Below are 21,121 nucleotides of genomic sequence, written 5' to 3'. Positions count from 1 at the left end.
GCTTGCGGCGACAAACAAAGCTTGAGGCTAGTTCGGAACGGTTGTTAAAGCAGTCTCCGGCTGCCAGGAAAACCGTGCCGAGCATTCTCGTCCCAAGCGATAGATAATGCCGCTTTTGTTGGGATCTTTTCTGCACCTAGTTCGACAAACGCACCTCCCCTCGTGCTGCCGCTACCTCATCAAGCGCCTGTTGTGATCGTCGCAGGCGCTTGCCTGGAGGACCGCCCAGCCGCTGGATGATCAAGCTCATTCGAGCTTTCAAACAGCATAGTCGGAAGGTGGATTTCGCTCATACAAACAAAATCCTATATTAACTATTCATTTGTATGTCTGCGGACGTGCCCGTTCATTCGCCCGGTATGGAGTGAAGCCGACAGATTGTCCGAACAGGTCAAATCGCGGCGTGCACTCTCCCCAAGAAATTTGGAAAGTTTTTCATGGGGTAACGGGTCGCGACCTCAAAAACAGTGCAAACCCAATGATCATTAGCACCATCGCCAGCAGAAAAGGTGCGCCCGGCAGGTAAAACGCTGTTTCAGGTCGGGCAAAATGGGCAAAGACGCTGGTCATCAGCAGAGGTGATATGACCATCGACAAGGCATGTAACGACGTTAGAACGCCCTGTAGTTCTCCTTGCTGCGAATCCGGTGTGGCGCGAGAGGTCAAGGCTTGCAGCGCTGGGGTTACGACGGCACCCAATGCCGTGACGGGGATCAGCATCAGTGCGATAAAACCGTTCGTGAGGAACGCCAGAACGACAAAACTGCCGATCTCAAATACCATGCCGTAGATGATCGTAACGCGCTCGCCCAGATACCGGGTCGCCGGGCGGATCAACCCGCCTTGAACGGCCGCCATCCCAATCCCATAGACGCCCAGCGACAGCCCGATCATTTGCGGCGACCAGCTGAACCGCTCGGTGGTGAAATAGGCCCAGATTGCAGGGTAGACATAGATCGAGACGGAATACAGGAAATAGACCCACAGCATTGGGCGTATGCCCGGCAGCGCAGCAATCGCGCGAAGCGAGTTGACCGGGTTCGCCCTGCGCAAGCTAAAGGACCGTCGGGTTTTGTCCGTCACAGTTTCCGGCATGACAAACAGGCCGATTGCAAATGTCAGCGCTGAGAGGAGCGCAGCGGCCCAGAAGGGCGCGCGGGTGCCGTATTCGCTCAGCAACCCTCCGACCACGGGACCCAGAACGAAACCTACACCAAATGCTGCTCCGAGAAGGCCAAAATTCGCGGCCTTTTCATGGGGTTTGGACACGTCTGCCATAAATGCTGCTGCCGTGGCGTGTGTTGCGGCAGTGACGCCTCCGACGATACGCCCTGCCAGCAATAGCCAGATACTGCCCGCAAGCGCCATGACGACATAGTCAAGGGACATGACAAACAGGGATACCAGCAGAACAATTCGGCGACCGTAAGCATCCGAGAGATTCCCGAGAATGGGCCCAAACACGAATTGCATTGCTGCAAATGCCGTGCTCAGAATTCCACCCCAGATTGCTGCACTTGCCAGCGTTCCGCCCTGAACCTCGACGATCAGTTCGGGCATGATTGGAAGAACCAGACCGATGCCCATTGCGTCGATCATGACTGTCATCAGGACAAAGAGAAAGGGCAGGCGCATGGAAACCGGATATATGACACTATGCCGGAACCCTAACCATAGTCGGGTGATTTAGAAAACACCCGATAAGAACGAAGTCACGGAGTGTCTGGCAAAGTGTCGACGATCTGGAGCAGGGTTTCGGACAGTTTGCGCGGGTGCGAAAAGAAAGGAGAGTGCGAGCTTGCGATTGTGTGCCGCATTTTGGCAGGCACGGCGCGGCTCATTTCTTCCTGATATTCGGCTGGAATTGTTCGATCATCCGACGCGCAGATATACGCCTTGGGTACGCGGGCGTAGCGGTCGCCCAGAGGCAAGGGCGTATCTTGCGGTGCGATGGCCTGCGGACACAGGCGCGCCAGCGCGTATGGCACGGTGGAAGCAGGGCAGTCGTGATAAAACAGCGCCTGAACGCGATCCGGCTTGACGGAATAGGACAAACCATCTGCGGATTTCTCGACCGCGTCGCTGATCGTCTGCCTTGGCGAATTCCGGCGCATCTCGATCATCGACAAACCATCTTGGGGGACATATGCGCACAGATAAACCAGCGCCTTCATGCCATTCGGGTCAGCCTCGGCTGCTGCACTGATTGGATAGCCGCCCCAGGAATGCCCGACGATAATGGTCTGTGGTGAACTGGCGGACAGAACGGCGTCGCGGCAACTTTCCAGCGTCACCTCTGAGGTCGGGGTCGGGTCCGAGCCGTGGCTGGGCAAGTCGATCGCGCGCGCCGAGTGGCCCAGATGTTCCAGCGCCGGGATCACGTCGCGCCAGCACCACGCACCATGGCACGAGCCATGGACCAACAGGAAATCCGCCAAAATACTGCTCCTTCAAAATACTTCTAAATATGTCCTATGTCGGCCATGAGCCTCTCAAGCAGGGCCGCGTATTCGACAGGTTGTTCGACACAAGGAAGATGGCCAGCCCTGCGCATCAGCTCGAACCGTGAGCCGGGGATCAGGTCGATGGTTTCGCGTACCAGATCGGGCGGGGTCGAGCCGTCTTCACTGCCCGCAATGCCAAGCGTTGGCAATCTCAGGCCGCTTGTTGGCGTGTAGAAATCAGTTCCCGAGATGGCGGCACAGCAGCCCAGATAGCCGTCCGCAGGCTGGCGCACCATCATGTTTCGCCAAAGCAAGTGGTCCGGGGACGCTTGAAATGGTTTTGAAAACCACCGCTCCATCGTGGCATCAGCCAGCGCTTCGATCCCGCCCTCACGCACCGCGTTCATCCTGTCTTGCCAGATTGAGGGCGTGCCGATCTTTGCAGCCGTGTTTGACAGGACCAAGGCGCGAACCTGATCCATGCGCTTCACGGCAAGCCCCTGCGCAATCAAACCGCCGATGGACAGGCCGACGAAAACACAATCCCGAACCTCAAGAAGGTCCAGCAGGGCTTCGGCGTCGCGGATCAGTGCCCCCATCGAATACGGCGCGGGTGGGCAGGACGACAGGCCATGCCCGCGTTTGTCATACCGGATGATCCGAAGACCCGGCGGCAAATGTGGCAGCATGGCATCCCACAGGCGCAGGTCGGTACCCAGAGAATTGGCGAAAACCACAGGTGCGCCGTTCGGGTCACCGTCGACACGGTAGTGAATATTGACGTCCCCAAGCGTTGCTATTTGCATGACTTAATCCCCATTCGTCACACGTGGAATTCACAACCTGACTTATCTGGTATCCGCTGTCAGGTCAGGAATTCCAGTGCTTTCCCAAAGACTTCGGGGTCCGTATTGCCCCCCGATGCAACAACTATCACCGCGTCGCCCTTGATTTCATCGCTGCGGAAAAGGGCTGCGGCCAATGATACCGCACCGCCCGGTTCCAACACAATCTTGAGGCGCAGAAAAGCAAGCGCCATGGCCTGCATCGCTTCTTCTTCGGTGACGGAAAACCCCGGTCCGCACAGCCGTTTCAAGATCGGAAAGGTGATTTGGCCCGGCTGCGGTGTCAGGATCGCATCGCAGATATTTCCCGACGACGCGGCGTTGTTCTGTATGCGCCCGGTCGCCAGAGAGCGTTTCACATCGTCGAACCCCTCGGGCTCGCACGGTTGGGCGCGCAGGCCCGGGGCATGCCCTTCAAGCGCCAGCGCGATACCTGATGTAAGCCCACCGCCGCCGCAGCACACCAGAACATCGGCTTGTTCAACGCCCAAGGTCGCGGCTTGCCGTGCGATTTCAAGGCCGGTTGTGCCTTGTCCTGCGATCACCTGCGGCTCATCATAGGGGCGGATCAGGGTCAGGCCACGTTCGGATGCAAGCGCCTCGCCAATGTCTTCCCGGCTTTCATTTGCGCGATCATAAAGGACAACCTCGCCGCCCAACGCGCGGGTATTGTTGATCTTCAACTGCGGCGCATCCGACGGCATGACAATGACCGACGACGTACCGTGCAAAGCAGCGGCATGGGCAACACCCTGCGCGTGGTTCCCCGAGGAATAGGCAATCACACCGCGCCTGCGATCCGCTTCGCTGAGGGCCGAAATCGCCGACCACGCCCCGCGAAACTTGAAGCTGCCAGTGTGTTGCAGACATTCCGGTTTCACCAGAACACGACGCCCCGCGATTTCATCCAGAAACGGAGAGGTCAGGATCGGAGTTTCCCGAACGTGGCCTTTTAACCGCTCGGCCGCGGCTTCGATCAGGTCAAGCGAGCTCATACAGCGTCCAATACCTTGTGAATGAGGTCAAGCGATTGGGGTTCGTCCAGAAACGGGGCGTGCCCGCGATCTGGTATCTCTGCCGAGATAAGACCGGGGTGGCGCTTGTGCATTTCCGTCAGCGTATCCTTGCCAAGTATGTCCGAATTCTCGCCCCGTATCACGCCGGTTGGCGTGTCCCGAAGCGCCTCGAAAAACATCCACATATCCGGGACAGCCCCCGTCGCCGCCTGTTCAAGTAATGCGGTGCGCAGCGCAGGGTCATACCGCATCGCAAGCCCGTCGCCCGTCTGTTCGTACTGGATTTCGGCCTGTTGTCGCCAACGCTGCAAAGGGACGCCGGGGAAAGTCGGCTCCATAAACTGCTGCAGGACGTTTGCGGCCTCGTCATAGGTTTTGGACACGGGCTGTTTGCCAACGTAGTCCATGATCTTGGCGATGCCGGACAGTTCCAGAACCGGTCCGACATCGTTGAGAACCACGGCTGACAGACGCTCGGGGTGGCTGGCGGCAAGCGCCATTGCGATCAAGCCGCCCCGGGATGTTCCGATCACCGAAACCTTGTCGAGACCGAGGAGATCCAGCAATTCGATCGCGTCATGGGATTCGCGAAAGATATTGTAATTCATATAGTCGGGGTCGCGGTCCGAGTTGCCGCGACCGCGGTAGTCCATGGTGATCATCCGCATACCCGTCAGATGCGGTGCCAAGAACGAAAAGTCCCGGCTGCAACGGGTCAGGCCCGCCAGACATAGCACCGGCTGGCCCGCGCCCTTGTCGCTGAAATAGATGCTTCTGCCGTCCGTCGTGGTGAAAAAAGTCATTCAAGTCCAGCCAGTTGGGGGATCGTCGTCAGGTCGGTCAGAACATGTGCGGGCTTCCATGGCAAGCGGTCCACCGGCTCACCCGCTCGGTTAACCCATGCGGTGGTAAAGCCGTAGCCGGACGCCCCGGCCGCGTCCCACCCGTTAGAGCTGACGAACAGGATTTCGTCCCGCTCGCCGCCGAACCTGCCCTGCACAAGATCATAAACGCTTGCGTGGGGTTTAAAGACGCCAACGCTTTCGACCGACAAGACATCGTCCAGCACGTCCCCGATGCCTGCGGACTTTACTGCGCCGTCAAGCATTGGCGGGGAGCCGTTGGACAGGATGGCGGTTTGCAACCCTCCGGCTTTCAGCGCGCGCAGCATCTCGGGGACTTCGGGGTATGCCTGCAACTGCCAGTACAAGTCCAAGAGCCGCTGTCGCAGCGTGCTATTTCCGTCCAAGCCGGTTGCCTCAAGCGCCCAATCCAACCCGTCTTGCGTGACATCCCAGAAATCTGCGTGGGCATCGGCAACTGCGCGCAACCACGTGTATTGCAACTGTTTCAATCGCCAATAATTGGCCAATTCCGGCCATTTCTTCTGCAATGCTTCAAAGCCGGGTTCGGCAGCAGCCTGACGTGCGGCCGCCGCGACGTCGAACAGCGTTCCATAGGCGTCGAAAACGCAGGTTTTGATCGGCATGTGATCCCCTCCATTCGTCCGGCGCAGGTTGGCAAATGAGCGAAGGGTTTACAATGCTGTGTCACACCCTAGGGTTGGCCGCTTATTCCTTTTTCAGGCCGGAGGCCAATATGACCGCAATCAAGCAAGGCGACACGGTTCGCATTCACTACACCGGGACGTTGTTGGACGGCAAAGTCTTTGACAGCTCGGATGGGCGTGACCCGTTGGAATTCGTCGTCGGCTCGGGTCAGATTATTCCCGGACTCGATAGCGCTATGCCGGGCTTGTCAGTGGGCGAGAAAAAGCGGGTCGAGATCGCTTGTGCGGATGCCTATGGCCCGATCAATCCCGCGATGCGTCAGAGCATTCCGCGCGAAGGCATCCCGGACGACATTCCGCTGGAACCGGGTTCGCAACTGCAGATGCAGGCTCCTGACGGGCAGGTTTTGCCGGTGACCGTGGTCGAGGCGGACGAAGCGACGGTAACGCTGGACGCAAACCACCCGCTGGCGGGTCAGGATCTGATTTTTGATATTGAGGTCGTCGCCATCAACTGAATCCGTCTCAGGGGACAACGGGGATCAGCCTGTCAGCAGGCTGGTCCAGGACACAAAAGCGGCGCGAACATGCGGTTGCGTGCAGAATACAAACAGCATCAACAGCGTTGTTAGGGTCAGCAACGTAACGCGACCACGAAGCCCCAAAAATCCCGGCTTTCGGCGGGAGCGAGAGACGCGTGGGCTGCTTGCAACTATGTGTTCGGCTTTGCTCATGCCGCTATCACTGCCGGTGAAAGATGGTCAAATCTTGGCACCGGCAGGGAAAGATCAGGTCACATGAAATCAGGCTGTGGCATTCCCAGAACGTGGAAGCCTCCGTCGACCCGAACGATTTCGCCCGACGTACATGCGCCCGCATCTGACGCCAGATAGACAGCAGTGCCGCCCACAGCCTCAAGCGTCGCGTTCGAGCGCATCGGCGCGTTTTGGTCGCAGAACTTGTAGGTCTTGCGCGCACCGCCAATGGCAGCACCAGCCAGTGTCTTCATCGGGCCGGGCGAGATAGCGTTGACACGGATACCCTCGGGGCCAAGATCATTCGCCAGATAGCGCGTCGCAGATTCCAGCGCGGCTTTGGCCACGCCCATGACGTTATAATTCGGAACCACACGGTTCGAGCCTTGATACGTCAGCGTCAGCAACGTGCCGCCATTGTCTTTCATCAACGGATAGGCGCGGCGCGCAACCTCGATGAAAGAATAGGCCGACACATCCATCGAGTGTTTGAAATTCGCCCGTGTGGTGTTCAGAAACCGGCCCGTCAGTTCGGACTTGTCCGAATAGGCAATGGCATGAACCACGAAATCAATCGTCGGCCAGCGTTCGCCCAGTTCCGCAAACGCTCGGTCCAGCGAGGCGTCATCGGTGACATCGGCATCTACCATGAAATCACTGCCGAGGCTTTGGGCCAGCGGCTCTAGCCGCTTGCCGAATGCTTCGCCCTGATAGGTAAAGGCAAGCTCTGCGCCGGCCTCATGCATGGCTTTGGCAATACCCCACGCAATCGAGCGGTCATTCGCCACGCCCATAACTAGGCCGCGTTTGCCCTTAAGAAGATCCGACATCACTTTCACCCGTTATACTTGGACAGAACCATGGACCCGTTCGTGCCGCCAAAGCCGAAGCTGTTGGTCATGACACTGTCCAAACCTGCATTTTCAACAACTTGAGTTGCAATTTCACCGGGCAGGATGCCTTCGGCAAGAGTGTCGACATTGATCGACGGCGTAATGAAGTCGTGGTGCAACATCAGCAGGCAGAAAATAGCCTCGAGCGCGCCTGCCGCCCCCTGCGCGTGGCCCGTCATCGACTTGGTCGAGGAAATCGGAGGCACGTTGCCTTCGCCAAAGATTCGCCGCACGGCTTCGACCTCGCCTACGTCTCCGACCGGGGTCGATGTTCCGTGGGCGTTGATATAGCCGACCTTCCGACCCTCGGGCAGGGTGCCCAAGGCCAGACGCATGGCGCGTTCACCGCCTTCGCCGGACGGGGCAACCATGTCGTGACCATCAGACGTTGCAGCATAGCCTGTGACCTCGGCGTAAATCTTTGCGCCACGGGCCAGAGCGTGATCCAGATCTTCCAGCACGACGATACCGCCGCCGCCCGAGATCACGAAACCATCGCGATTCTGATCGAACGCGCGCGAGGCTTTCTCGGGCGTGTCGTTGTATTTCGACGACATCGCGCCCATCGCGTCGAACAGGCAGGAAAGGGTCCAGTCCAGTTCTTCGCCGCCGCCTGCGAACATGACGTCCTGCTTGCCCAGCATGATCTGTTCTGCCGCGTTCCCGATGCAATGCAAAGAGGTCGAACAGGCCGACGTGATCGAGTAGTTGATTCCCTTGATCTTGAACGCCGTCGCAAGGTTGGCTGAAATGGTCGAGCACATGCACTTGGGTACGGCGAACGGCCCGATCCGCTTGGTCGCGCCGTTTTTCAGCACTGTCTGATGCGCTGTCAGCATTGCGCTGGTCGATGGCCCGCCTGAGCCTGCGACAAGACCTGTGCGCGGGTTAACGACCTGTTCTTCGGTCAGACCGGAATCGGCGATCGCCTGATTCATGGCGATATGGGCATAGGCCGCACCTGGGCCCATGAAGCGCAGCGTGCGCTTGTCGACGTGCTCGGACACGTCGATTTTGAGTGACCCGGCGATCTGGCTGCGAAAGCCGTGTTCAACCATCTGGTCATTGGCCTCGATGCCGGACTTGCCAGCTCTGAGAGAGGCCAGAACCTCTTGGGCATTGTTCCCGATGGAGGACACGACCCCCAAACCGGTGACAACTACTCGACGCATGTGCGTGCTCCTTATTTCGGCCCGGTCAGGCTTAGGCTTCAGACAATACGACTTTCATATCTTTGACGTCGTAGATCATTTCACCGTCCGCTTCGACGATTCCATCCGCCACGCCCATTGTCAGGCGACGAGTCTGGATCGCTTTCTTGAAGTCAATTTTATAGGTCAGCATCTTGCGGTCCGGGCGCACCATGCCGGTCAGTTTGACCTCGCCCACGCCCACAGCCATGCCGCGCCCCTGCCAGCCGCGCCAACCGAGGTTGAAGCCGGTCAGCTGCCACAGACCGTCCAGGCCCAGACATCCGGGCATGATCGGGTTTCCGGGGAAGTGGCAGTCAAAGAACCACAAATCCGGAGTGATATCGAATTCGGCCAGAACGTGGCCCTTGCCATGCGCGCCGCCATCGGCCGAGATGTCGGTGATCCGATCCATCATCAGCATCGGTGGTGCAGGCAACTGCGCGTTACCGGGGCCAAATAGTTCGCCACGGGCGCATTTCAGCAGATCGTCCTTATCAAAGCTGCTCGGGAATTGGGCCATTCTGCCGCCTCTCCTGCCAGGGGTCTGTTCGTTTAATCTGGCCTCGTCTAGCACCCGCATGCAAGGTCCTGCAAGAGCGGTGGCCCATATCATGTTGTGTTCAGACTATTCTTTGCGAATGAATTTCATTTGAAATTACCTGACCAGCGCACTTATATATACCTCAGCAACGAAATGGTATCGGATTCATGACACCTGAAAGCCAAAGCATCGCTACGAATTGGTTGGTTCACGCCGGACTGCGCCCGACGCGTCAGCGTGTGGCTTTGGCCGAATTGCTGGTGGGGGATGGCCGTCATCGGCATGTGACGGCGGAAAGCCTTTTTGAATCGGCCAAAAAGAACGGTGACGCCGTTTCCTTGGCGACGGTTTACAACACACTGCGCGCGTTCTGCGATGCGGGGGTTTTGCAGGAAATCACGGTGGACGGGTCGAAAAGCTATTTCGATACCAATACGCATGACCATCCTCACTTTTTCTGGGAGGACGAAGGTCGGCTGAGCGATGCGCCATCAGAAGAATTGGTGATTCATCGCCTGCCCGAAGCACCCGAAGGGGTTGAAATCGCGTCCGTTGACGTGGTGATCCGCCTTCGGAAGAAATAACCTTACGTTATTAGCTCAGTCAGCAAACGCTCGGCCTTTTCCGTGTGAGGGTCCATCGGCCCAGTGCCATGTCTTGCCAATACGACGGGTTCTGCCGCGATCTGATCGGATACGGGTAGGCTGACCAGCGGCATGCCGTCATAACTGGTCAGGGCGGGAATACTCGCGTAGCTGAGGGCTATCCCTTCGTTGTTGGCCGCGAAGCTGCGTTGGATTTCAAGCGAGGCTGCTCGGTGCGCGATCGTTGGCCGTTGGCCGATCCGCTGAAACAGGCCTAAGAAATGCTGCGCCGAAAGCCCTTCGTCCGATAGGATCAGAGGGAAGGCTGCCACATCTTGCAGTGAAACTTTCTTGCGCCCCGACAAGGGGTGAACCGGCGACATCACAGCGTTTGGGGTACGTGTAAACAAGGTCGTCGCAGTAAAAGAGGCGTCCAGCGTCAGCCCATACGTCAGCGCCAGATCGATCTGTTCGCTGACGAGTCCTGAAATCAGCCCCTCAAAATCATCCACCAGATAGCTTACGGAAATTTCTGGCAGGCCGTTCCGCAGGTGGCGCAGAGCCTTTGCCAGCAAAAACGGGGCAAGATCACCGAAGCAACCCAGGCAAAGCCGTCCTTTTGCAGAATCAGTGCCACGTGCGTTTTCGAGTCGAGCGGCCCCGGCCAACAGTGCTTCGGCATCTTCAATAAAGCTGCGCCCCTGAGGGGTCAGGGCCATAGCTGCGCCGCGTTTGCGGCTGAATAGCGGGTACCCCAACTGTTCCTCGACCCGAGTCAATGCGTTCGACAGGGCCGGTTGCGAAACGTTCAAGTGTTGGGCAGCAGCCGACAGGCTGCCGTGCCTGCCGATGGCGCAGACATATTCGTATTGGCGCAAAGAAATATATAACATGAAGTTAAGTCTATCTTTGAAAGATATGATTTGAACAGAGGGGCGAGCCATGTGCAGATCAGCGCATCACCCTCACGGAGACCGCCATGTCACACCCTTTGGTTACGCAGGAAATGATCGACACCTATCAGCAGGACGGCGTTGTTCTGATCAAAGGGCTGTTTGCAGATTTTGTTGATACCCTACGCCAAGGCGTCGAAGCGAATATGGCCGATCCCGGCCCTTATGCGTCTAACAACAAAAAGAAGGGGGAGACCGGCCTTTTCTTTGACGATTATTGCAACTGGTCACGGATCGAACAGTTTCAGGACGTGGTCCAAAACTCACCAGCGGCCGAGGTGGCGGCTGATCTGATGCAGTCGCAATCCGTGCAAATGTTCCACGATCACGTTCTGGTCAAAGAGCCCGGTACGTCGATGGCAACACCGTGGCATCAGGACGGGCCGTATTACTTTGTCGATGGGCAGCAAACGATCAGCTTCTGGTCTCCGCTGGACCCGGTGTCTCGGGCGACGCTGCGATGCGTGGCCGGGTCGCATCGGTGGAAGAATGAGGTTTTGCCGACCCGCTGGGTGTCTGAGGAAGGGTTTTTCCCGGATGAAGGTCAATACATCCCGGTCCCGGACCCGGATGCCGAAGGTATGAACGTCGTGGAATATGAGATGCAGCCCGGGGACGCGGTGGCGTTCAATTTTCGCACGCTGCATGGTGCGCGTGGAAATCAGTCGGACAGCCGCCGCCGTGCGTTCTCGCTGCGTCTGGTCGGCGATGACGCGCGGTATGTCGAACGGCCCGGACGAACCTCGCCTCCGTTTCCGGGGCATGACATGACGGCAGGTCAGCGGCTGAGAGAAGACTGGTTTCCCATGCTGCTTGAGCGGCCGGTTCGGGGTTGATCAGAACCACTGTCCGGTCTCCATCAGCCCCAAGTCCAGAAGTTGACGGGACGACCACTGGAACGGGACAGAGTTCTGCCAACGAAAACAGCGAATATCAAAGGTGGAGCCAGAGTTTTTCTTCAAAGCCTTGGCCGCGCGAAACGAACAAACAGCCGCAGTCAGGTTGTGGTGCCAAGGGCACGAATAGGTGTTGTATTCCGGTTCGTTGAACGTGTGGTCAGGCCGAAGTTCAAGCCCCTTTTGCGCGCGGAACAATGCGATCCGGTCGATACGGCGCCGTTCGTAGGGGATATGATCTTCAAACCTCCAGCGCAGACCGCCGGACATATCAAGCTGACGCTCCAGTGGCTGGCCCTCGGCATCGTGACGGGTGTGGGCGTAGTATCCGGTGCTGTCCAGCAACGCGCGTTCTGGGCAAACGCCGTGAGGAGAGTCTGTCAGGTCTTCCGCATACAGGTCGACAACATGGCTCAGCATGGAGTTCCTGCGTTCTTCCGAGTGAAAGGCCAGCAATTCGCCGATCGTCCGCGTTTCACAGAACGGGAAAAACAGGTACTCGGCGTTGTAGCAGTAGTACAACCAGACGCCGGGGGCTGCCTCGATTATCCTGTTGATCGTTTCAAATACTGCGGCGCGCGGCGCACAGGTCAGGGTGACGCGGTGGATGCGGTCCTCAAGATCCGGGTCCACTTTGAATTCCTGCGGCATGAAGGCGATCAGGGATTTGAAGCCCAAATTCAGGTGGTGGCGGATGGTGCCGTCAATCTCGGCGGTGTCTTCGGCAAAAATCAGCGCGACAGGACCCTTTGCCAAGGCTGCCGTACCGGTTCGCAGGAAAGAGGAGAGAGTGTCGTACTGCATTGCCTGCCTGGTTTCGCATTGCTGGAATTTCCCGCCAAAATCGGGTAATCGCGCGGGCATTGCAAGCGGCGTTCGTTGGGTATAGATGACGCCGATCCCGCGAACGCAAAGGCCAGACCCATGTCGGAACCTAAAAAGCTGTACATCAAGACCTATGGTTGTCAGATGAACGTCTATGACAGCGAGCGTATGGCCGAGACGATGGGTGGTCAGGGCTATGTCGAAACAAAGACACCTGAAGACGCGGATATGATTCTGCTGAATACCTGCCACATCCGGGAAAAAGCTGCGGAAAAGGTCTATTCCGAACTGGGCAGGTTCAAGGGTTTGAAGGCCGAAAAGCCGGACCTCAAGATCGGTGTGGCTGGCTGTGTGGCGCAGGCCGAGGGTGAGGAGATTATCCGCCGTCAGCCTTTGGTCGATCTGGTTGTTGGTCCGCAAAGCTATCACCGCCTGCCCGAGATGGAGGCGAAGACCCGCGAAGGCGTCAAAGCGCTGGACACCGATTTCCCCGAAGAAGACAAGTTCGAGAAACTCAAGAACCGCCCCAAGGCCAAGCGCGGCCCCACAGCGTTTCTGACCGTTCAAGAGGGCTGCGACAAGTTCTGCGCGTTCTGCGTGGTGCCTTACACTCGTGGGGCCGAGGTCAGTCGCCCTGCCGATCGCATCATTCGCGAGGCGCAGGATCTGGTAGAGCGCGGCGTGCGCGAGATCACGCTGCTGGGTCAGAACGTGAACGCCTATCACGGGGCCGGACCGAATGGCGATATGACGCTGGCGGGTTTGATCTGGGAACTGAACAAGGTCGACGGGCTGGAGCGCATCCGCTTCACCACGTCGCATCCAAACGACATGGCCGATGATCTGATTGAGGCACATGGAACCTGTGACAAGCTGATGCCGTATTTGCACCTTCCGGTTCAGTCAGGTTCGGACCGTATCCTCAAACGGATGAACCGCAGCCATACGGCGGAAAGTTACCTGCGCTTGATCGAACGCATCCGCCAAGCCCGGCCCGATATCATGATGTCCGGCGACTTCATCGTCGGCTTCCCAGAGGAGACGGACGAGGATTTTCAGGCCACGCTGGATTTGGTTGAACAGGTCAAATACGGCTATGCGTATTCGTTCAAGTATTCCACGCGCCCCGGAACGCCTGCGGCCGAGCGGTCTCAGGTTGATCCTGAGGTGGCGGATGACCGCCTACAGCGCCTTCAGGCCATGATCACGCGGCACCAGCGCGAAATTCAGGATTCGATGGTGGGTCGTAAAGTCAGCGTTTTGTTTGAAAAAGCGGGGCGACTACCAGGCCAGATGGTCGGGAAATCCGAGTATCTTCATTCGGTTCACGTCTCGGATGCCGATGTTGAGATCGGAGAACTACGGGACGTGCGTATCACCGATTCCGGTTCCAACTCGCTTGCGGGCGAGTTGCTTTAATAGGGTTTAACAAACGCCGTTGCGTCATAGTTGAATCGCGCTCCTAAATTTACCCTTGATTTATCACTTGGAACTATGTTCCGAGAAAAGTCATACTTATTAGGGGGCTACGGCTCTGGCGGCCCCAAATACTTTTTTGTAGCGCCCCACAGATCGGGCGTGGGGCTATGGAGTGTGCGAGTGAAAGTCCTGACGCAAGTATTCAAGTCGAACATAAAGCTGCTTCTTGTCTTCATGGGTTCCATGTTCGCATTTTCCAGCGCCACAGTCGCAGGCAATCTGGACGCGGGGGTTTCTGATCCTGCCATCGTCAGCCCCAAGCGATTTGGCGGCGATGTCAGCGCGTTTTATCTGGGCGTGACCGGCGGGTTTGCGACCGGCGGAACCGACAGGTTCGGACTTACTACTCCGTCCGATACTTTTGCCATTGGCGAACTGGACCTGAGCGGTTCGTATGGCGGCATTCGGGCCGGTTGGCGGGGTGTTTTGCCAGCCAGGCAGGGCCGGGATTATGTCTACGGTTTTGAACTTGGGTTTGACCTTGGTTCTTTGGGTGACGACGTCACGACGCAGGTAAGCGGCGTCACTGTCACCGGAGGGTCAGAGATTTCGGACGTGTTTTCGATTCGGTTTCGCAATGGCCTGACGAATAAAAGTGGCACGGTGCTGTATTTCCTGTCCGTCGGGTATGTGAACGGCGACGTCAAAACCACCAACAGCTTGTCCGTGGGCACAACTCCCCAATTCTTTGAGAACAACGACTCGCGCAATGGCTTTTCGGCAAGCATCGGTGCCGAACACAATCTGAACGAAAACTGGTCGATTACCGGAGAGTATGAATATGTTCAGTTTGATGCAAAGGATGTTGTTTTTGACAACGGGTTTTCGACGCGGTCCACGCCGCGGTATCGCGGATTGAGATTCGGATTGAATTACCGTTTCTAAGGTCGCTTCACAGCCTGTTTTGCTAAGTTTGAAATCCGACCTGGTTCAGCGGTCGATCGGCGGTTTTGCCAACAGTTGAGGAAAATTTGAAACTGTGGCTTGCACCCACCAAGAAATGTTGTCTACGCTCAGGATGAAACGCCAAGACAGGAGAACGGATTGGCCATCGGTGCCCTTACCCCACCGCAAAATGAAATGCCCCAGCGTGAGGCGTTTGTTGAATTTCCAGACAACCGGTTGCTGATTGATTTATGCGGCGAATATGACCGCAACCTGACCGATATTGAGCATAAATTATCGGTTCAGATCGTGCGCCGCGGAAACCAGTTGGTCGTGATGGGTGAGGAAGACGCCCAGAAACAGGCGATTGAGGTTCTTCAAGCCCTCTACACCCGTCTGGAGGGTGGTCGTGAGGTCGAGGCGGCCGACGTTGACCGTGAACTCCGCATGGGTGGTTCTGAGAAAGGCACCGGTAGTCGCGATGGTGACCAACTTGAAATGTTCAAGGGTGGCACGGTTGAGATCAAGACCCGCAAAAAGCTGGTTGAGCCGCGTACCGATGCGCAAAAGGCTTATGTGCAATCCCTGTTCAACAACGAGCTGGCTTTTGGAATCGGCCCGGCAGGGACAGGTAAAACCTATTTGGCCGTCGCCGTCGGCGTGTCGATGTTCATTGGCGGCCACGTTGATCGCATCATCCTCAGCCGGCCTGCGGTCGAGGCGGGTGAGAAACTGGGCTACCTGCCCGGCGACATGAAAGACAAGGTCGATCCCTACATGCAGCCGCTTTACGATGCGCTGAACGACTTTCTTCCCGGCAAGCAACTGGCCAAGCTGATCGAAGAAAAGCGAATCGAAATTGCGCCGCTTGCCTTTATGCGCGGCCGAACGCTGGCGAATGCTTTCGTTGTTCTGGACGAGGCGCAGAATGCCACGACCATGCAGATGAAAATGTTCCTGACCCGACTGGGTGAAGGCAGCCGGATGGTGATCACCGGCGACCGCTCGCAGGTTGATCTACCGCGCGGGGTTCAGTCTGGTCTGGCCGATGCCGAGCGTTTGCTGAAGACGATCCCAAACATCAGCTTCAACTATTTCACCTCGAAGGACGTTGTGCGGCACCCGCTTGTCGCTGCGATCATCGAAGCGTATGAGGCGGACTCGGGCCGTGAAACCGGATAGTTTCTGAGGCCCGGCCTCGGGGACTTTGGATGTGACAGAATGAATCTTGAACTATCGGTTGAAGATGCCCGATGGCAGGGGCTGGAACCCTTGGCCATGCGCGTAATCAAGGCGGTGCTGGACCATTTCAAGCTGGATACTGAGCTGTGCGAGGTCAGTGTGCTGGCCTGTGGCGACGCCCGCATCGCCGAGTTGAACGCCGAATTTCGCGAGAAACCGACGCCGACCAATGTTCTAAGCTGGCCAGCCGATGATCTGGCCGCTGAGATCGCCGGGCATGAACCGGCGTTTCCAAGCCCGGATTTCACCGGCGAAATAGCGCTGGGGGACATCGCGATATCTTATGATACCTGCGCACGTGAAGCTGCCGAAGCGGGTAAAAATATGGACGATCACGTGACACATTTGCTGGTTCACGGAACATTGCATTTGCTGGGATACGATCACATTCGTGACCCCGACGCCACTTTGATGGAAGGTGTCGAGGTCGAGATACTTGGCAAACTGGGTATTGATAACCCATATATAGTTTAATACGGGCCAATTTGGGCCGATCATTTGGAATGGGAAAATGGGCGATACAGACGGCAGTTCTATGGCGGCGCAGGGCGCGCAACCAAAGGACGGCGACAATGACATAAGAGAGAAAACGGGTTTCTTTTCTCGAATAGTGGATGCGTTCTCGACACAGAACGTCGAAGAGGCTGCTGCGGCCAATGGGCACGAAACCGACAAGAGCCAACCGCGTGGCATGATCAACCTGCGGCGCATGCGCGTCGAAGACGTGGCCATCCCTACCGCCGAGATCATTTCGGTATCCTCGACCATAACCAAAGACGAACTGGCGCAGGTTTTTCGCGAAAGCGGGCTGTCGCGCATTCCGGTTTATGAGGGCACACTGGATACCCCGCTTGGGTTTGTGCACCTCAAGGATTTTGCGTTGACGCACGGGTTCAACGGAACGTCCTCTGACTTTGATCTGGTGTCGATGCTGCGAACGTTGTTGTTCGTGCCCCCGTCTATGCCCATTGGCGTTTTGCTGACCAAGATGCAGACAGAACGACGTCACATGGCGCTGGTGATCGACGAATATGGCGGCGTTGACGGATTGCTGACGATCGAGGATCTGATTGAACAGGTGGTCGGTGAGATAGCTGATGAGCATGACGCCGACGAAAGCCAGCTTTGGGTTCAGGAAAAGCCCGGTTGTTATGTGGTTCAGGCCCGCGTCCCGCTTGAAGAATTTGAAGCCGAGATCGGGCGCTCGCTGACCAGTCACGAGGATGTGGACGAAGAAGATATCGACACGTTGGGCGGGCTGGTCTTTATGCTGTCCGGCCGTGTTCCCGCGCGTGGAGAAGTCGTCTTGCACCCCGAAGGACCCGAGTTCGAGGTTATTGATGCCGATCCGCGCAGGATCAAACGCCTGCGTGTTATGTTGCCGGACCTCGTTGCATGAACCCTGCGAAGGGTTTGCCCAATTTGTTGAGATTGTCATCAGCGGCTGTATTGGGCGCGATCGCGGCGTTTGGGCTTGCTCCTTACGGGGTTTGGATCGCGCCCATCGCTGCGTTGCTTGCTCTGGGCCCACTGTTTTTGGCAACGGAAACACGGGCGCGGGCGGCTTGGCTGGGTTGGGCTTTTGCGACCGGATACTTCGCCCATGCCCTAAGCTGGATCACTGAACCATTCTTCGTAGACGCCGAACGACACGGCTGGATGGCCCCGTTCGCGCTTGTATTCATGGCGGGAGGGCTCGCGCTGTTTTGGGCGCTGGCCTTTTGGCTGACGCGCCGTTCGGGGCAGGGCGCAATTGGTCAGACCATCTTTCTGGCCATTGCGATATCTCTTGCGGAATTCGCCCGTGGCTATGTTCTGACTGGATTTCCCTGGGCTGGGGTGGCACAGGTTTGGGTCGATACGCCGTTTATTCAGGTATTGTCACTTGTCGGACCTTACGGGCTGGGGGCGCTGACACTGTTGGCGACACTTCCTATGGGGGCTGCGTTGGCGCAACGGGGGTCATTTGCGGTGCCTGTGTGCCTAACCGCAGGATCGGTCGGCCTTGCCCTCGGCTATGCTGCGCTTCGGCCAGAAGTCATCGAAACGGATCACGTTGTGCGCCTTGTGCAGCCGAATGCGCCGCAGCACCAGAAATGGGATCCGGACTACGCGCCGCTGTTTTTCGCGCGTCAGATCGAATTCACGGCCGCGCAGCCGAGACCAGATCTGATTGTCTGGCCCGAGACCTCGGTGCCTGCATGGTTGGGCAGTGCGCAGCCCTATCTGGATATTGTCGCGGATGCGGCACAGGGAACTCCGGTGTTTCTGGGAATTCAGCGGGGCGATGGTCCGCGTATCTACAACTCGATGATTTACCTGAATGAGGATGGCCAGCAGCAAGGGCTGTACGACAAGCATCATCTGGCCCCGTTCGGAGAATACGTGCCCCTTGGTAATCTCATGGCGCGGTTCGGCATTTACGGAATGGCGGCGACCACTGGAAACGGGTTCAGCGCGGGGCCGGGGGCTGCGCTTATGGATGCAGGAGCACTGGGCAAAGCCTTGCCCTTGATCTGCTACGAAGCTGTCTTCACACAGGATGTGCTGTCCGCTCCGGGTAGGGCTGATTTTCTGCTACAGATAACCAACGATGCCTGGTTTGGAACGCGGTCCGGTCCCTATCAACATCTCGCGCAAGCGCAGATGCGCGCCGTTGAGCAAGGTCTGCCCATGATGCGGTCCGCCAATACCGGAGTGTCGGCGATGATTGACCCTCTGGGACGTGTTACCAAATCGATTCCGCTGGGAGAGGCGGGGTTCATTGATGCGAAGCTCCCCAGCCCTCTGGCACCCACAGTTTATTCAAGGATGGGGGACGTTCCGGTATTCTTGCTGCTGGTTGTTTCTTTCGCGCTGCTTTGGCGCAACGCCCGCCACCGCAACGTTTAAATACCGATTGACCCTGTCTTTTTGCGGGCGTATCCCCTTGGGTGCCCGTCACAACGGCTTCCTGGCGTGATGGGGAAATCTTAATGGAGCACATTCATGTCCCGACAGAACTACACTTTCACTTCGGAATCCGTATCCGAAGGGCACCCGGATAAGGTCTGCGACCGGATTTCGGATGCCGTCCTAGACGCCTTTTTGAACGAAGAACCCGAAGCGCGCGTCGCGTGCGAGACGTTTGCCACGACCGACCGCGTCGTCATCGGTGGCGAAGTAGGTCTGTCTGATCAGGACAAGCTGCATGACTATATGGGCCGCATCGACGAGATTGCGCGCGCCTGCATTAAGGATATCGGTTACGAGCAGGACAAGTTCCACCACGAAACCGTCGAAGTGACGAACCTGCTGCACGAACAATCCGCCCATATCGCACAGGGCGTTGACGCCTCGGACAACAAGGACGAAGGTGCCGGTGATCAGGGTATCATGTTCGGCTACGCCACGACTGAGACGCCTGCGTTGATGCCCGCTCCGATCCAGTATTCCCACGCGATCCTGCGCCGTCTGGCCGAGGTGCGCAAGAACGGCTCGGAACCTGCGCTGGGCCCGGACGCGAAATCGCAACTTTCCGTGGTGTACCGCGATGGCAAGCCTGTGGGCGTCAGCTCGATCGTCTTGTCCACGCAACATCTGGATGAGTCCCTGAGCTCGGACGATATCCGCGCGATTGTTGAGCCCTACATTACCGACACCCTGCCCGAAGGCTGGCTGTCGGCCGAGACAGAATGGCACGTAAACCCAACCGGCAAGTTCGTGATCGGCGGACCGGACGGCGATGCGGGTTTGACGGGCCGTAAGATCATCGTGGATACCTACGGCGGCGCCGCGCCCCATGGTGGCGGTGCGTTTTCGGGCAAAGACCCAACCAAAGTTGACCGCTCAGCCGCCTACGCCGCGCGGTATCTGGCCAAGAACGTGGTGGCCGCTGGCATGGCAGACCGCTGCACCATCCAGTTGAGCTATGCGATTGGTGTCTCCAAGCCTCTGTCGATCTACGCCGATACCCACGGCACCGGCCAGATCGCGGATGCCGAGATCGAGAAGGCCGTCGGGCAGGTCATGGACCTCACCCCGCGCGGCATTCGCCAGCATCTGCAGTTGAACAAGCCGATCTACCAGCGCACGGCGGCTTACGGACACTTTGGCCGCGAGCCCGATGCCGATGGCGGTTTCAGCTGGGAACGCACCGATCTGGCGGACGCCCTGAAGTCGGCTGTGTGACCATAATCCAAAGGTGCGCCCTGACGGGCGCGCTCTTCTTCTGTTTGAAAATACTTCGGGGGTGTGGGGGCTGGCCCCCACTCCTGCCTCTTGCAACACCATGCTTCGCGCAGTATGGGCTCCGCCCATGAGCACCGAGACACCCCAACGCCCCCGCAGGAACTTTTATGGCCGTTTCAAGGGCAAGACCCTGAAGCCCAGTCAAAAGACGTATCTGAGTGAAGACCTCGATGCGTTGTCCCCCGGTGCGGTTGACTGGGAAAGCAACCCCGAACGCCACCCGTTGGACCTGCAGGCGCTGTTTGGCGGGCGGGATGTCTGGCTTGAAGTTGGATTTGGCGGCGGCGAACATCTGGTGCATCAGGCCGCGAACAACCCGGATATCGGGATTATCGGGGCAGAGCCTTACATAAACGGCGTTGCGATGCTGTTGGGAAAGATTCGCAAGGCTGGCGTGGAAAACCTTGCCGTTCATCCAGGCGATGCCCGTGATCTGTTCGATGTGCTGCCCGAGGCCAGTATCTCGCGCGCGTTCCTGCTGTACCCCGACCCGTGGCCTAAAACACGGCACCACCGTCGTCGCTTTGTGACTCAGGAACATCTCGAACCGTTGGCGCGTGTGCTTAAACCGGGTTCAATCCTCCGTGTGGCAACGGATATTCCTGACTATGTTCGTCAAACGCTCGAGGAGGTTCCGCGCGCGGGGTTTGAGTGGCTGGCAGAGCGCCCAACAGATTGGCGCGAACCTTGGGGTGACTGGATCTCGACACGCTATGAACGGAAAGCATTGCGTGAAGGCCGGACGCCACACTATCTGACCTTCCGACGCAAAAACTGATTGCGGCTGGACCAACTGGCCCCAATTCGCTAATCGGCTTGGGCACTGATAG

The 21,121-nt window shown here is 57.8% G+C and carries 22 protein-coding genes and 1 riboswitch; of the genes, 11 read left to right on the top strand and 11 right to left on the bottom strand.

The window, feature by feature from the left end:
* Positions 1–435: 435 nt before the first annotated feature.
* The 6 genes from ACR0LH_RS04895 to ACR0LH_RS04870 all read right to left on the bottom strand — a co-directional run bounded on the left by ACR0LH_RS04895 (position 436) and on the right by ACR0LH_RS04870 (position 5,794).
* Positions 436–1,635, bottom strand: a complete 1,200-nt coding sequence (locus tag ACR0LH_RS04895; protein ID WP_480719868.1) for a TCR/Tet family MFS transporter — start codon at positions 1,633–1,635, stop codon at positions 436–438.
* A 77-nt stretch (positions 1,636–1,712) separates the two neighbouring features.
* A complete protein-coding gene (locus ACR0LH_RS04890; RefSeq protein WP_480719867.1) occupies positions 1,713–2,438 on the bottom strand; it encodes an alpha/beta fold hydrolase in 726 nt (241 codons plus the stop codon).
* A gap of 23 nt (positions 2,439–2,461) precedes the next feature.
* Positions 2,462–3,250 carry a 3-oxoadipate enol-lactonase gene (gene pcaD, locus ACR0LH_RS04885; RefSeq protein WP_480719866.1) on the bottom strand — a complete coding sequence of 263 codons (789 nt, stop codon included), beginning with the start codon at positions 3,248–3,250 and terminating at the stop codon, positions 2,462–2,464.
* A 59-nt stretch (positions 3,251–3,309) separates the two neighbouring features.
* On the bottom strand, positions 3,310–4,284 hold the full coding sequence (locus ACR0LH_RS04880; protein WP_480719865.1) for a threonine ammonia-lyase: 975 nt from the start codon (positions 4,282–4,284) through the stop codon (positions 3,310–3,312).
* Positions 4,281–5,108, bottom strand: coding sequence for an alpha/beta fold hydrolase (locus ACR0LH_RS04875; protein ID WP_480719864.1), 828 nt, complete (start codon positions 5,106–5,108; stop codon positions 4,281–4,283). Before ACR0LH_RS04875 ends, ACR0LH_RS04880 begins: the two co-directional genes overlap by 4 nt.
* Positions 5,105–5,794: a haloacid dehalogenase type II gene (locus tag ACR0LH_RS04870; protein WP_480719863.1), complete on the bottom strand. Its 690-nt coding sequence runs from the start codon at positions 5,792–5,794 to the stop codon at positions 5,105–5,107. The genes ACR0LH_RS04875 and ACR0LH_RS04870 overlap by 4 nt, the downstream gene beginning before the upstream one ends.
* Positions 5,795–5,904: 110 nt before the next feature.
* Here ACR0LH_RS04870 and ACR0LH_RS04865 point away from each other — a divergent pair, with 110 nt between their 5' ends.
* A complete protein-coding gene (locus ACR0LH_RS04865; RefSeq protein ID WP_170389544.1) occupies positions 5,905–6,333 on the top strand; it encodes an FKBP-type peptidyl-prolyl cis-trans isomerase in 429 nt (142 codons plus the stop codon).
* Between the two features lie 275 nt (positions 6,334–6,608).
* Here the strand turns inward: ACR0LH_RS04865 and ACR0LH_RS04860 are convergent, their stop codons facing one another.
* The 3 genes from ACR0LH_RS04860 to fabA are packed head-to-tail and all read right to left on the bottom strand — an operon-like array spanning position 6,609 to position 9,176.
* Entirely contained in the window at positions 6,609–7,400 is a 792-nt protein-coding gene (locus tag ACR0LH_RS04860; RefSeq protein ID WP_170484396.1) for an enoyl-ACP reductase FabI, read from the bottom strand.
* Between the two features lie 5 nt (positions 7,401–7,405).
* Positions 7,406–8,635, bottom strand: a complete 1,230-nt coding sequence (gene fabB, locus ACR0LH_RS04855; RefSeq protein WP_480719862.1) for a beta-ketoacyl-ACP synthase I — start codon at positions 8,633–8,635, stop codon at positions 7,406–7,408.
* 31 nt (positions 8,636–8,666) lie between these two features.
* Positions 8,667–9,176, bottom strand: coding sequence for a bifunctional 3-hydroxydecanoyl-ACP dehydratase/trans-2-decenoyl-ACP isomerase (fabA, locus tag ACR0LH_RS04850; protein WP_170326986.1), 510 nt, complete (start codon positions 9,174–9,176; stop codon positions 8,667–8,669).
* A gap of 188 nt (positions 9,177–9,364) precedes the next feature.
* Here fabA and irrA point away from each other — a divergent pair, with 188 nt between their 5' ends.
* Positions 9,365–9,781, top strand: coding sequence for an iron response transcriptional regulator IrrA (gene irrA, locus ACR0LH_RS04845; protein ID WP_170414104.1), 417 nt, complete (start codon positions 9,365–9,367; stop codon positions 9,779–9,781).
* 2 nt (positions 9,782–9,783) lie between these two features.
* Here irrA and ACR0LH_RS04840 read toward each other — a convergent pair whose 3' ends face one another.
* Entirely contained in the window at positions 9,784–10,674 is an 891-nt protein-coding gene (locus tag ACR0LH_RS04840; RefSeq protein ID WP_480719861.1) for a LysR family transcriptional regulator, read from the bottom strand.
* 86 nt (positions 10,675–10,760) lie between these two features.
* Between ACR0LH_RS04840 and ACR0LH_RS04835 the strand changes: the two genes are divergently transcribed.
* Positions 10,761–11,570: a phytanoyl-CoA dioxygenase family protein gene (locus ACR0LH_RS04835; protein ID WP_480719860.1), complete on the top strand. Its 810-nt coding sequence runs from the start codon at positions 10,761–10,763 to the stop codon at positions 11,568–11,570.
* On the opposite strand, the gene ACR0LH_RS04830 is transcribed toward ACR0LH_RS04835, so the two are convergent.
* Positions 11,571–12,434 (bottom strand): hypothetical protein, encoded by an 864-nt coding sequence (locus tag ACR0LH_RS04830; protein ID WP_480719859.1) that lies wholly within the window; start codon positions 12,432–12,434, stop codon positions 11,571–11,573.
* Between the two features lie 120 nt (positions 12,435–12,554).
* Between ACR0LH_RS04830 and miaB the strand changes: the two genes are divergently transcribed.
* From miaB to trmB, 8 genes are all read left to right on the top strand, one after another.
* Positions 12,555–13,874: a tRNA (N6-isopentenyl adenosine(37)-C2)-methylthiotransferase MiaB gene (miaB, locus tag ACR0LH_RS04825; protein WP_480719858.1), complete on the top strand. Its 1,320-nt coding sequence runs from the start codon at positions 12,555–12,557 to the stop codon at positions 13,872–13,874.
* A 180-nt stretch (positions 13,875–14,054) separates the two neighbouring features.
* Entirely contained in the window at positions 14,055–14,819 is a 765-nt protein-coding gene (locus ACR0LH_RS04820) for an outer membrane protein (protein ID WP_480719857.1), read from the top strand.
* 159 nt (positions 14,820–14,978) lie between these two features.
* Complete coding sequence (locus tag ACR0LH_RS04815) at positions 14,979–16,001, top strand: PhoH family protein (RefSeq protein ID WP_170484409.1); 1,023 nt, start codon at positions 14,979–14,981, stop codon at positions 15,999–16,001.
* Between the two features lie 39 nt (positions 16,002–16,040).
* Entirely contained in the window at positions 16,041–16,535 is a 495-nt protein-coding gene (gene ybeY, locus ACR0LH_RS04810) for an rRNA maturation RNase YbeY (protein ID WP_480719856.1), read from the top strand.
* A gap of 37 nt (positions 16,536–16,572) precedes the next feature.
* Complete coding sequence (locus tag ACR0LH_RS04805) at positions 16,573–17,460, top strand: hemolysin family protein (RefSeq protein WP_170565770.1); 888 nt, start codon at positions 16,573–16,575, stop codon at positions 17,458–17,460.
* On the top strand, positions 17,457–18,953 hold the full coding sequence (lnt, locus tag ACR0LH_RS04800; RefSeq protein WP_480719855.1) for an apolipoprotein N-acyltransferase: 1,497 nt from the start codon (positions 17,457–17,459) through the stop codon (positions 18,951–18,953). The genes ACR0LH_RS04805 and lnt overlap by 4 nt, the downstream gene beginning before the upstream one ends.
* 42 nt (positions 18,954–18,995) lie before the next feature.
* A riboswitch (SAM-SAH riboswitch) is annotated at positions 18,996–19,044 on the top strand.
* A gap of 5 nt (positions 19,045–19,049) precedes the next feature.
* Positions 19,050–20,231 carry a methionine adenosyltransferase gene (gene metK / locus ACR0LH_RS04795; protein WP_170697411.1) on the top strand — a complete coding sequence of 394 codons (1,182 nt, stop codon included), beginning with the start codon at positions 19,050–19,052 and terminating at the stop codon, positions 20,229–20,231.
* A 127-nt stretch (positions 20,232–20,358) separates the two neighbouring features.
* Positions 20,359–21,069, top strand: coding sequence for a tRNA (guanine(46)-N(7))-methyltransferase TrmB (gene trmB, locus ACR0LH_RS04790; protein ID WP_480719854.1), 711 nt, complete (start codon positions 20,359–20,361; stop codon positions 21,067–21,069).
* The last annotated feature ends 52 nt before the right edge of the window (positions 21,070–21,121 follow it).

Source organism: Ruegeria sp. CL6, from assembly GCF_056536465.1.
This window is presented reverse-complemented; position numbering and strand designations above follow the sequence as displayed.

Coding starts and splice junctions, on each gene's coding strand:
- ACR0LH_RS04895 (WP_480719868.1), bottom strand. CDS start 1,635: ATGCGCCTGCCCTTTCTCTTTGTCCTGATGACAGTCATGATCGACGCA.
- pcaD (WP_480719866.1), bottom strand. CDS start 3,250: ATGCAAATAGCAACGCTTGGGGACGTCAATATTCACTACCGTGTCGAC.
- ACR0LH_RS04880 (WP_480719865.1), bottom strand. CDS start 4,284: ATGAGCTCGCTTGACCTGATCGAAGCCGCGGCCGAGCGGTTAAAAGGC.
- ACR0LH_RS04875 (WP_480719864.1), bottom strand. CDS start 5,108: ATGACTTTTTTCACCACGACGGACGGCAGAAGCATCTATTTCAGCGAC.
- ACR0LH_RS04870 (WP_480719863.1), bottom strand. CDS start 5,794: ATGCCGATCAAAACCTGCGTTTTCGACGCCTATGGAACGCTGTTCGAC.
- ACR0LH_RS04865 (WP_170389544.1), top strand. CDS start 5,905: ATGACCGCAATCAAGCAAGGCGACACGGTTCGCATTCACTACACCGGG.
- ACR0LH_RS04860 (WP_170484396.1), bottom strand. CDS start 7,400: ATGTCGGATCTTCTTAAGGGCAAACGCGGCCTAGTTATGGGCGTGGCG.
- fabB (WP_480719862.1), bottom strand. CDS start 8,635: ATGCGTCGAGTAGTTGTCACCGGTTTGGGGGTCGTGTCCTCCATCGGG.
- fabA (WP_170326986.1), bottom strand. CDS start 9,176: ATGGCCCAATTCCCGAGCAGCTTTGATAAGGACGATCTGCTGAAATGC.
- irrA (WP_170414104.1), top strand. CDS start 9,365: ATGACACCTGAAAGCCAAAGCATCGCTACGAATTGGTTGGTTCACGCC.
- ACR0LH_RS04840 (WP_480719861.1), bottom strand. CDS start 10,674: ATGTTATATATTTCTTTGCGCCAATACGAATATGTCTGCGCCATCGGC.
- ACR0LH_RS04835 (WP_480719860.1), top strand. CDS start 10,761: ATGTCACACCCTTTGGTTACGCAGGAAATGATCGACACCTATCAGCAG.
- ACR0LH_RS04830 (WP_480719859.1), bottom strand. CDS start 12,434: ATGCAGTACGACACTCTCTCCTCTTTCCTGCGAACCGGTACGGCAGCC.
- miaB (WP_480719858.1), top strand. CDS start 12,555: ATGTCGGAACCTAAAAAGCTGTACATCAAGACCTATGGTTGTCAGATG.
- ybeY (WP_480719856.1), top strand. CDS start 16,041: ATGAATCTTGAACTATCGGTTGAAGATGCCCGATGGCAGGGGCTGGAA.
- ACR0LH_RS04805 (WP_170565770.1), top strand. CDS start 16,573: ATGGGCGATACAGACGGCAGTTCTATGGCGGCGCAGGGCGCGCAACCA.
- lnt (WP_480719855.1), top strand. CDS start 17,457: ATGAACCCTGCGAAGGGTTTGCCCAATTTGTTGAGATTGTCATCAGCG.
- metK (WP_170697411.1), top strand. CDS start 19,050: ATGTCCCGACAGAACTACACTTTCACTTCGGAATCCGTATCCGAAGGG.
- trmB (WP_480719854.1), top strand. CDS start 20,359: ATGAGCACCGAGACACCCCAACGCCCCCGCAGGAACTTTTATGGCCGT.